This is a genomic window from Brevundimonas denitrificans (assembly GCF_030160755.1).
GTDB lineage: Bacteria > Pseudomonadota > Alphaproteobacteria > Caulobacterales > Caulobacteraceae > Brevundimonas > Brevundimonas denitrificans.
Genome location: NZ_BSOY01000004.1, coordinates 61,504 through 72,330, shown reverse-complemented (window position 1 = coordinate 72,330; position 10,827 = coordinate 61,504). Strand labels below are relative to the sequence as shown.

General features: G+C 70.0%; 10 protein-coding genes. 7 read left to right on the top strand and 3 right to left on the bottom strand.

Annotation, left to right across the window (positions count from 1 at the left end; all coding sequences use genetic code 11):
- Positions 1-30: 30 nt before the first annotated feature.
- Positions 31-1,542, top strand: a complete 1,512-nt coding sequence (gene trpE / locus QQJ79_RS02055; RefSeq protein ID WP_284220593.1) for an anthranilate synthase component I — start codon at positions 31-33, stop codon at positions 1,540-1,542.
- Here the strand turns inward: trpE and QQJ79_RS02050 are convergent.
- Positions 1,539-1,721, bottom strand: coding sequence for a peptidoglycan-binding protein (locus tag QQJ79_RS02050; protein ID WP_284220583.1), 183 nt, complete (start codon positions 1,719-1,721; stop codon positions 1,539-1,541). The genes trpE and QQJ79_RS02050 overlap by 4 nt on opposite strands.
- Before the next feature lie 105 nt (positions 1,722-1,826).
- On the opposite strand from QQJ79_RS02050, the gene QQJ79_RS02045 reads away from it, so the two are divergent.
- The 4 genes from QQJ79_RS02045 to lexA all read left to right on the top strand — a co-directional run bounded on the left by QQJ79_RS02045 (position 1,827) and on the right by lexA (position 5,029).
- Positions 1,827-2,417: an anthranilate synthase component II gene (locus QQJ79_RS02045; RefSeq protein WP_284220578.1), complete on the top strand. Its 591-nt coding sequence runs from the start codon at positions 1,827-1,829 to the stop codon at positions 2,415-2,417.
- 1 nt (position 2,418) lies between these two features.
- A complete protein-coding gene (gene trpD, locus QQJ79_RS02040) occupies positions 2,419-3,453 on the top strand; it encodes an anthranilate phosphoribosyltransferase (protein WP_284220577.1) in 1,035 nt (344 codons plus the stop codon).
- On the top strand, positions 3,450-4,241 hold the full coding sequence (trpC, locus tag QQJ79_RS02035) for an indole-3-glycerol phosphate synthase TrpC (RefSeq protein ID WP_284220576.1): 792 nt from the start codon (positions 3,450-3,452) through the stop codon (positions 4,239-4,241). The genes trpD and trpC overlap by 4 nt, the downstream gene beginning before the upstream one ends.
- Positions 4,242-4,336: 95 nt before the next feature.
- Complete coding sequence (lexA, locus tag QQJ79_RS02030) at positions 4,337-5,029, top strand: transcriptional repressor LexA (RefSeq protein ID WP_284220574.1); 693 nt, start codon at positions 4,337-4,339, stop codon at positions 5,027-5,029.
- 86 nt (positions 5,030-5,115) lie between these two features.
- Here lexA and QQJ79_RS02025 read toward each other — a convergent pair whose 3' ends face one another.
- A complete protein-coding gene (locus tag QQJ79_RS02025; RefSeq protein WP_284220572.1) occupies positions 5,116-7,254 on the bottom strand; it encodes a ComEC/Rec2 family competence protein in 2,139 nt (712 codons plus the stop codon).
- On the opposite strand from QQJ79_RS02025, the gene gltX reads away from it, so the two are divergent.
- Positions 7,253-8,677, top strand: a complete 1,425-nt coding sequence (gltX, locus tag QQJ79_RS02020; RefSeq protein WP_284220571.1) for a glutamate--tRNA ligase — start codon at positions 7,253-7,255, stop codon at positions 8,675-8,677. The two genes, QQJ79_RS02025 and gltX, sit on opposite strands and share 2 nt — an antisense overlap.
- A 65-nt stretch (positions 8,678-8,742) precedes the next feature.
- Positions 8,743-10,044 (top strand): citrate synthase, encoded by a 1,302-nt coding sequence (gltA, locus tag QQJ79_RS02015; protein WP_284220569.1) that lies wholly within the window; start codon positions 8,743-8,745, stop codon positions 10,042-10,044.
- Positions 10,045-10,143: 99 nt separating this feature from the next.
- Here gltA and QQJ79_RS02010 read toward each other — a convergent pair whose 3' ends face one another.
- Entirely contained in the window at positions 10,144-10,701 is a 558-nt protein-coding gene (locus tag QQJ79_RS02010; protein ID WP_284220567.1) for a hypothetical protein, read from the bottom strand.
- Positions 10,702-10,827: the final 126 nt, after the last annotated feature.

Genomic DNA, 10,827 nt, shown 5'->3' with positions numbered 1-10,827 from the left:
CCCCGCCTCGCCGGGCGCCCCGCCGGCGCAATGACGGCCGGCGGCGAAGGCGGCTTCGCCGAATTCGAGCGCGGCTGGTCGCAGGGCCGGCCGCAGGTCGTCATCCGCCGGCTGGTGGATGACCTTGAGACGCCGGTCTCGGCCTTCCTCAAGGTCGGGCACGGCCGCGCCCACGCCTTCCTGCTGGAATCGGTCGAGGGCGGGGCCGTCAACGGCCGCTATTCGATCATCACCCGCGAGCCCGACGTGGTCTGGCGCTGTCGGGGCGGCGCGGCCGAGCTGGCGCGGGGCGCGGACATCGCCGCCGACCGGTTCGAACCTGAAGCCGCCGACGCCCTGACCTCCCTGCGCGCCCTGATGGCGACGTCGCGGTTCGACCTGCCGGCCGGCCTGCCGCCCATGGCCGCCGGCCTGTTCGGCGTCTTCGGCTATGACATGGTGCGGCTGCTCGAGCCGCTGGGGGCCCCCAATCCCGACCCGCTGGACCTCCCCGACGCGGTCCTGACCCGGCCGGCGCTGGTCGCCATCTTCGATTCCGTCAGCCACGAGATCGTGCTGGTCTCGGCCTCATATCCCGATAGCGGGCTCGGCCCCCGACAGGTCTTTGACGCGGCCGTCGCCCGGCTTGACCGGTTCGAGGCCGACCTGCGGACGCCCCTGCCCGCCCTGCCCGCCCCCGTCGAGACGGCCGTCGCGCCGTTCCACTCACCGGTCGGGGAGGCCGACTTCGCGGCCATGGTCGCCCGGGCCAAGGACTATATCGCCGCCGGCGACATCTTTCAGGTCGTGCTCAGCCACCGGTTCGCCGCGCCCTGGGCCACCGATCCGTTCGCCTTCTACCGCTCGCTCCGGCGGCGGAACCCCTCGCCCTATCTGTTCTACCTCGACTTCGGCGACTTCCAGCTGGCCGGCTCCAGCCCCGAAATCCTCGTCCGGCTGAAGGACGGCCGCGTCACCATCCGCCCGCTCGCCGGGACCCGTCCACGCGGCGAGACGCCCGAGGCCGACCGGGCGCTGGAGGCCGAACTTCTGGCCGATCCCAAGGAGCGCGCCGAGCATCTGATGTTGCTCGACCTCGGCCGCAACGACGTCGGCCGCGTCGCCGCCCCCGGCACGGTCGAGGTGATCGAGAGCTTCCGGGTCGAACGCTACAGCTCGGTCATGCACATCGTCTCCGAGGTCCAGGGCGTCGCCCATCCCGACCTCGACGCTGTCGACACCCTGCTGGCCGCCCTGCCCGCCGGCACCCTGTCGGGCGCCCCCAAGGTGCGGGCCATGGAGATCATCGACGAGCTGGAGAGCGAAAAGCGCGGCGTCGGCTACGGAGGCGGCGTGGGCTATATCTCGGCGAGCGGCGAGGCCGACATCTGCATCGTGCTCAGGACCGCCCTGTTCGCCGACGGCAGGATCCATGTCCAGGCGGGAGCCGGCGTCGTCGCCGACAGCGACCCGGCTGCGGAATATGCGGAAACCCTCGCCAAGGCCCGCGCCCCCATGCGCGCCGCGGAGGACGCCTGGCGCTATCCGTTCGGCAACCGCTAGGGCTGGGCGGTGACCGCGGGCTCGTCGAACCGCACGCCCGGCCCCAACACCATGACCCCGGCCATCAGCACAGCCGCCATCGCCGCCAGAGCCGCCGCGCCGAGGGCGGCGTACGGGCTGGGCCGCGACGTCGACGGCGTCAACAACGTGCGCGCCCTGGTGATGCTGGTGTGCGCCATGGAACTCCCCCGGACAGACGAGGCAGGTTCGGGCGGGTTCGGTTAACAGGGACTTACCGTCACATCCGCTTGGCGCGGCCCCGTCCAGCCCCTAGAAGCCGGACCATGATCCTCGTCGTCGACAACTACGACAGCTTCACCTGGAACCTCGTCCACTACCTCGCGGAGCTGGGCGCGGAGACGCGTGTCGTGCGCAATGACGACCTGACCGCCGCCGAGGCCTGGGCCCTCAAGCCCGAGGCGGTGCTGCTGTCCCCGGGTCCCTGCACGCCCAACGAGGCCGGGATCTGCCTGGCCATGCTCGACACCGCCCCGCCGGACATGCCGATCTTCGGCGTTTGCCTGGGCCATCAGGCCATGGGCCAGGCCTTCGGCGGCGAGGTCATCCGCGCCAAGGCCCTGATGCACGGCAAGACCTCGCCGATCGAGCACGAGGGCCGCAGCGTCTTCAAGGGCCTGCCCTCGCCCTTCACCGCCACCCGCTATCATTCGCTGGCCGTCCGCCGCGACACCCTGCCCGATGTGCTCGAGGTCACCGCCTGGACCGCCGACGGCGAGATCATGGGTCTGGCCCACAGGACCCGCCCGATCCACGGCGTCCAGTTCCACCCGGAGTCCATCGCCACCGAACACGGTCACGATCTGCTCGCCAACTTCCTCGACCTCGCCAACGTCAAGCGCCGGGCGATGGTCTGAGATGGCCGATACCTTCAAACCCCTGCTGGCCAAACTGGTCGACGGCCGCATCCTGTCGGCGGACGAGGCCCACGCCTTCTTCGCCGCCTGCCTGCGCGGCGAGCCGACTCCGGCCCAGATCGCCGCCGCAGTGACCGCCCTGCGCATCCGCGGCGAGACGGTCGAGGAGATCGCCGCCTTCGCCACGGCCATGCGCGAAGCGGCCCGAACGCTCGACCACCCCTATGACGCCATCGACACCTGCGGCACCGGCGGCGACGGCCAGCACACCTTCAACATCTCGACCGCCGCCGCCCTCGTTCTGGCCGGCGCGGGCCTGAAGGTCGCCAAACACGGCAACCGGGCCATGAGCTCCAAATCCGGCTCGTCGGACGTCCTGTCGGTGCTGGGCGTCAACCTTCAGGCCAGTCCGGCGCAACAGCGCCGCTCGCTGGACGAGGCCGGCATCGCCTTCCTGTTCGCCCCCGCCTACCACGGCGCCATGCGCCACGTCGGACCGGTCCGCGCCGAGATCGGTTTCCGCACCGTGTTCAACCTGCTGGGGCCCCTGTCCAATCCGGCCGGCGCCAAACGGCAGGTCATGGGCGTCTATGACCCGCGCCTGCTCGAGCCGCTGGCCGAGGTTCTGGGCCGGCTCGGCGCCACCCGCGCCTGGACCGTCCACGGCCAGGGCCTCGACGAACTGACCACCACGGGCGAGACCGAGGTGGCGGAATGGAAGGACGGCGCCGTCCGCCGCTTCACCGTCACGCCGGAAGACGCCGGCCTGCCCCGCGCCGATCTGGACTCCCTCCGCGGCGGCGACGCGGAAGAGAACGCCATGGCCCTGCGCGCCCTGCTGGACGGCGCCAAAGGCCCCTATCGCGACATCGTCCTGCTCAACGCCGCCGCCGCCCTGGTCGTCGCCGACCGCGCCGCCGATCTGGCCGAGGGCGCGGCACAGGCCGCCGCCGTCATCGACGACGGCCGCGCAGCCAAGGCCCTCGCCGATCTGGTCGAGGCCACCAACACTGTCATTGAAGAAGAGCCGGCGTGAGCGACGTCCTCGCCGGCATCGCCGCCTACAAACGCATCGACGTGGACGCCCGCAAGGCCGCAACCTCGCAGGATGCGGTCGAGTCGCTGGCGCGCGCCGCCTCGCCCCCGCGCGGCTTCCGCGCCGCCCTCGAACGCCATGTCGAAAACACCGGCCGTCCCGCCCTGATCGCCGAGATCAAGAAGGCCAGTCCGTCCAAGGGCCTGATCCGCGCCGACTTCGACCCGCCTGCCCTCGCCCGGGCCTATGAGCGCGGCGGGGCCCAGTGTCTGTCGGTCCTGACCGACGGCCCCAGCTTCCAGGGCGACGACGCCTTCCTCGCCGCCGCCCGCGACGCCGTCGCCCTGCCCTGCCTGCGCAAGGACTTCCTCGTCGATCCCTGGCAGGTGGCCGAGAGCCGGGCCCTCGGCGCCGACTGCATCCTGATCATCCTGGCCATGATCGATGACGTCCTCGCCGCCGACCTGCTGGCCGAGGCGGAGCGGTTCGGCATGGACGCCCTGATCGAGACCCACGACGAGGCCGAGATGGCCCGCGCCTGCCAGCTGGGCGGCGATCTGGTGGGGATCAACAACCGCTCCCTGCGGACCTTCGAGGTCGACCTCGCCGTCACGGAACGCCTCGCCATCCTCAGCCCCGTCCGCGCCCTGCTGGTCGCCGAGAGCGGCATCTTCACGCCGGACGACGTCCAGCGGGTGTCCGACGCCCATGCCCAGGCGGTGCTGGTCGGAGAGAGCCTGATGCGTCAGGCGGATGTGGAGGCGGCGACACGGGCGCTGCTCCGGTAACGGGACCTTAACCGGAACAGCACAGGAACACCTTGTGGACGTTTGCGGTTTGTTCCGCTACGTTTCTCAGAACGGGATTCGCCTCGAGGACCTCCATGCTCACGCGCAAACAGCACGAACTCCTGATGTTCATCCACGAACGGATCAAGGAGACCGGCGTCTCCCCCTCGTTCGACGAGATGAAGGAGGCGCTCGATCTGGCGTCCAAATCGGGCATCCACCGGCTGATCACGGCGCTGGAGGAGCGCGGTTTCATCCGCCGTCTGGCGCACCGGGCCCGGGCGCTGGAGGTGGTCAAGATGCCGGACCAGGCCACGGCGGGCGCGCCGCGCGGCCGGGCGGGCTTCGCCCCTTCGGTCATCGAGGGCGGCGGTCGCCCCCAGGTCGCCGAGGCGGCCAACGACACCCGCGAACTGTCCCTGATGGGCAAGATCGCCGCCGGCACGCCCATCGCCGCCATCGAGCACGAAACGGCCCGCTATCCGGTGCCCGAGGCCATGCTGGGCGCGGGCGAGCATTACATGCTCGAGATCGAGGGCGATTCGATGATCGAGGCCGGCATCCTCAACGGCGATCTGGTGATCATCAAATCGACCGACACCGCCACTTCGGGCGAGATCGTCGTGGCCCTGGTCGAGGGCGAGGAAGCCACGCTCAAGCGTCTGCGCAAGAAGGGCGGCTCGATCGCGCTGGAGCCTGCCAACCGCAACTACGAAACCCGTATCTTCGGCCCCGATCAGGTCGAGGTTCAGGGCAAGCTGGTCGGCCTCATCCGCCGCTATCACTGATCCCGCCCCAGCTCTTCGCTTCGCTACGGCCGGGGTGACAAGTCAGTGGTGCGTCAATTGTCATCCCCGAAACGACGCAGTCGTTATCAGGGACGGGACCACGGCCGGTCGCCGCGCACCTCCGCCGCCCAGACCGCGCGCCAGCGGCTGGCAGACGCGGGCCCGTCGCGCCACAGCTCGACCGCTCCGCCGCGGGCGTAGTCCGCGCCGTCCAGCACCAGCCGCCCGTCGCACGACGGCGGCAGAACGGCCAAGGCGGCCCGTACGCTGACCACCGGCGCCGCGCGGCACAGGGCGTCGACCTCCTGCGGCGTCGGCGCGCGATTGCCCCACCACATCGCCAGCGGCCCGGCGTCCGAGTCCATCGGGGCGCATGAGAACCGGGTGCAGATCCAGCCCTCCGCGGGTCGACCGACCGGCGCCACGCCCCGGCGCCGCGACCAGACGTCGACAGCGAACTGGCGCACGCCGGTTCGCACCACCGCGGCCTGGCTGCTTTCGACAAAGGCCGCCTGGCTCCCGCCGTCGCCGATCCAGATGTCGGGCGTCGGGTCGCGCGGCCACAGCATCACGGCCGCCGCAAACGGCAGGCCCAGCCACCGCAGCGGTCCCCGCAACAGGCAGCAGAACAGCACGCCGAGGAAGGCGATCGGCAGGACGAAGTCCGGCGCGCTGGCCACCGTCCTGACCGCGCCCGGCAGGCCCGCCGTCCACTCGCCGATCGCCAGCATCAATCCGATCCCCTGCCCGGCCAGCCACAGGAAGGGCGCGCCCAGCCCCAGCGGCTCCAGCAGGGCCCCGAGCGCCAGGGCCGGCATGATCACGAAGTCCGACAGGGGCGCGGTCGCCAGATTGGCGCCCAGCCCGTACATGGCGGTGCGGTTGAAATGCTGCAGGGCGAACGGCCCGGTCGCCGCCCCCGCCACCAGACTGGCCATGACGGCGATGCCCAGCCAGGCGCCGACGCGCTGCACGAGCAGGATCGGCCATGGCGCGGAAATCTCGCGCGGCCGAACGGGCCAGGCCTCGACCAGGGCCACCAGCGCGGCCGTCGCCGCGAACGACATCTGGAAGCCGGGCGTGACGATGGCCTCGGGCTGGAACAGCAGGACCACGAAGGCCGCCACCGCCAGCGCATGCATGGTGATGGCCTGTCGATCCAGCAGTATGGCCAGGAAGGCGATCGAGGCGGTGATCGCCGCCCGCTCGGCCGGCGCGGGCGAGCCGGAAATGATCAGATAGGTTCCGACCGCTCCCAGGCCGGCCCAGGCCGCAACCTTCTTGCCGGAGACCCGCAACGCCAGCCATGGCCAGGCCGCGACCAGCAATCGCACCAGAAAGAAGCTGAAGCCGCCGACCACCGCCATATGCAGGCCCGAGATCGACAGGATGTGCGCCAGACCGGAATCGCGCATGACATCGACCTGCGCCGGGTCCAGCCAGGCCTCATGGCCGGTGGTCATGGCCGCGGCCACGCCGCCTGTCCGCTCCCCGAGCCGCCCCACGATCCGCCGGGCCAGATCATAGCGCAGGCCGTTGACCGCCATGGCCGCCCGCACGCTCCACGGCGGCGGCGACAGATACGCCGGCCGGGTCTCGGCGAGCGAAAAGGCCACCCCGCCCAGGCTCTGGAAATATGCATTGCGGCCGAAGTCATAGGCCCCGGGGCTGGCCGGCGCCGGCGGTGGATTGATCAGGGCGAACAGCCGCACCGCCTCCCCCGGTTCGGGCGCCGCGCCGCGCACCGTGGCCCGCAGGCGAACCGGCGTCTCTTCCGGCGCGAGGCCCCGGACGCGCACTGGAGCGATCACCACCCGCGGACCGGCCGCGCCCGGACTGTCGACATCAATGACCCAGCCCTCGACCACCGTCGGCTCGGCCATCGCCGGCGCGATCGGAGCCGCCACCGCGTCGGTCCGCGCCTTGGCCACCGCGATCCCGAGAGCGAAACAGGCCAGCAGCATCAGGCCCAGCGTCCAGGCCCGCGCCAGCGCCATCCGGCGCGCGCCCAACCACAGTCCGGCCGCCAGACCGGCGCCGACGATCAACGGCCACGCCGGCGGTTCGGTCTTCAGCGCGAAATACACGGCGCAGCCGCCGCCGAACGCCACCGGCGCCCACAAGCGCCAGCGCAGCGTCTGGTCGGCGACCTGCGCGCGCAGGAAATCCGCCGCCCGTGCGCCGAGGCTGGGATTCGCCGGCGCCGGCGCTATAACGCCCGCCATGACCTCCCCCTCCGACCCCAAGCCCGCCGTCGTCACGCGTTTCGCCCCTTCGCCCACGGGTTCCCTGCACATAGGGGGCGCCCGAACGGCGCTTTTCAACTATTTGTATGCCAAGGGACGCAACGGGAAGTTTCTTGTCCGGGTCGAGGACACCGACCGCGAGCGGTCCACGGACGAAGCCGTCAAGGCCATTTTCGACGGCCTGAGCTGGCTGGAGCTGTTCGCCGACGAGGAGCCGGTGTTCCAGTACAGCCGCGCCGACCGCCACCGGGAAGTGGTCAATGAGCTGCTGGAGCGCGGCGGCGCCTATCGCGACTTCACCTCGGCCGAGGAGACCGGCCGCCTGCGCGATCTGGCCAAGGCCGAGCGCCGGACCTTCGAATCGCCCTGGCGCGACCGCGCGCCCACGGTCGATGACCTGGATCAGCCCCATGTGGTGCGCTTCCGCCGCCCCCTGCCCGGCAACGTCACGGTCGAGGACGAGGTCCAGGGGACGGTCAGCTGGGCCAATGACGACCTCGACGATCTGGTCCTGCTCCGCAGCGACGGGGCGCCGACCTACAATCTCGCCGTGGTGGTCGACGACCACGACATGGGCGTCACCCATGTGATCCGCGGCGACGACCACCTGAACAACGCCGCCCGCCAGAGCCTGATCTATGACGCTCTCGGCTGGACCCGCCCCAGCTTCGCCCACATCCCGCTGATCCACGGTCCGGACGGCGCCAAACTGTCCAAACGGCACGGGGCGCAGGCCGTGCACGAATACGCCGAGATGGGCTATCTGCCCGAGGCCATGCGCAACTATCTGGCCCGGCTGGGCTGGGCCCATGGCGACGACGAACTGTTCAACGACGCCCAGGCCCTGGAATGGTTCGACCTCGCCGGCGTGGGCAAGGCCCCCGCGCGGCTGGACTTCGACAAGCTCGCCCACGTCAACGCCCACTGGATCCGCCTCGCCGACGACGACCGCCTGGCCAAGATGACGCTGGACGTCCACCTGGCCCGCGGCCACGCCCTCCGTCCCGACGACGAGGCCCGGCTGCTTCGCGCCATGCCCTTCATCAAGGACCGCGCGAAAACCGTGCTGGAACTGGCCGACCAGACCGCCTTCGCCCTCAAGGTCCGCCCCCTGGCCATCTATGAGAAGGCCCTGCCGATGCTGACCGGCGAATCAGGCGAACGCATCGGCCGCCTGCGCGACCGGCTCAAACTGTTCGCCAGCTGGGACGTCTTCGCCCTCGAGGCCGAGCTGAAGGTCTTCGCCGATGAAGAGGCCGTCGGCTTCGGCAAGATCGGCCCGGCCGTCCGCGCCGCCCTGACGGGAGACGGCGTCTCCCCCGACATCGCCAAGACCCTGGCCGCGCTCGGACGCGAAGAAAGCCTCGGGCGCTTGGATGATGCGCTGCAACAGACTATCTGACATTCATACACGGACCGCGACCCGACACCTTCCGCCGGACCCCGCGCCTTCACCATGGGGCTGACATGACTGAACAAGCCAAGACCGCCGGTACGGCCACGCTGACCTACGGCGACAAGAGCGTCGAACTCCCGGTCCTCTCGGGCTCGACCGGCCCCGATGTGATCGACATCCGCAAGCTCTATGCGGCCACGGACGCCTTCACCTACGATCCGGGTTTCACCTCCACGGCGGCGTGCGAAAGCGCGCTGACCTTTATCGACGGCGAGGTCGGCACCCTGCTGCACCGCGGCTATCCGATCGATCAGCTGGCGTCGAAGTCAAACTTCATCGAGGTCTGCCACCTGCTGCTGCACGGCGAACTCCCGACGGCCGCCCAGTACGAGGCCTTCGAACGCAGCATCACCATGCACACCATGCTGCATGCCCAGTTCGACCGCTTCTTCGAGGGCTTCCGCCGCGACGCCCACCCGATGTCGATCATGGTCGGGACCGTCGGGGCCCTGTCGGCCTTCTATCACGACAGTCTCGACATCCATGATCCGGTCCAGCGCAACATCTCGGCCATACGCCTGATCGCCAAGATGCCGACCATCGCGGCGCGCGCGTTCAAATATTCGATCGGCCAGCCCTTCGTGTCGCCTCGCAACGACCTGAACTACGCCGAGAATTTCCTGCGCATGTGTTTCGCCGTTCCGGCCGAGGACTATGTGGTCAATCCGGTGCTGGCCCGGGCCATGGACCGCATCTTCATCCTGCACGCCGACCACGAGCAGAACGCCTCGACCTCGACCGTTCGCCTCGCCGGCTCCTCGGGCGCCAATCCGTTCGCCTGTATCGCCGCCGGCATCGCCTGCCTGTGGGGCCCGTCGCACGGGGGCGCCAATGAAGAGGCGCTGAACATGCTCAAGGAGATCGGCACCCCGGACAAGATCCCCGAGTTCATCCAGGGCGTGAAGGACAAGAAGTACAAGCTGATGGGCTTCGGCCACCGCGTGTACAAAAACTACGACCCGCGCGCCAAGGTGATGAAGGAGAGCGCCGACGAGGTGCTGGCCGCCGTCGGCGATCCCAACGACCCCCTGTTCCAGGTCGCCAAGGAGCTGGAGCGGATCGCGCTGTCGGACGAATATTTCATCGAGCGCAAGCTGTTCCCGAACGTCGACTTCTATTCGGGCATCACCCTGTCGGCGATGGGCTTCCCGACCTCGATGTTCACCGTGCTGTTCTCGCTGGCCCGCACCGTGGGCTGGATTGCCCAGTGGCAGGAAATGATCGGCGACCCGACCCAGAAGATCGGCCGCCCGCGCCAGCTCTACACCGGCCCGACCGAACGCGACTACGTGCCGATCCAGTCGCGGGGCTGAAAGGCCCCGTCGGATCGGGCAGGCGCAGCCGTCTGACGGCGGCCCACAAGACCGAAACGCCGGGGCCCGGGCCCCGGCGCTTTTTCTTGATGGGTCGATCTACGCGGGGCCGGCAGCCTCCGCCGCCTTCCGGAACAGTCCGCCGGACAGGAGCCACAGGGCGCTGAAGACGCTCGTCCCCATGACGACCTCATAGAGGCCGGCATTGCCGGGTGAGCTCCATCCCAGGGCCAGGGCGATCACCCCGACGGATACCTGGGCCGCCGCGGCCGCGAACATGGCGCCGGCCATGCCCTTCGCCTTGAAGCCGGCGATCACCGACCCGAGGACGGCGATCGCGATCACCCCGGCGAACATCAGGTTTGCGGGATTGCCTTCATCCCCGAGGAAGCCGACGGCTCCGTTGACCCAGACCAGCAGGAAGGCGGCCGCGACCGCCAGGCCGGCGCCGGCGCGATAGGCGAGACTGCCCGACGCCCGCACCGCCAGTTCCAGAACCAGTCCGGCGCCGCCGAGCAGCGCCCCCGCCACAATATAGTCGAACAGGGTCCAGGGCGCGCCGGTCACCAGCGGAAGCAGCAGGATCAGGGCCACTCCCCCCCAGCCCACCAGTCTCCATGGAATCCCGCCTCGTGCGCCGTCGGTGTTGCTGGTCATGTCGGTCCTTTGCGCTCCTGTGGAGAAGGCCGCCTGTTAGTCGCCGCTCTGGTGAGCGGCATGAGCAAGATGTGATCTTTCCCTGAAAAGCCGCGACCGCGCGCTGGGCGGCGCCCGTCAGACCGG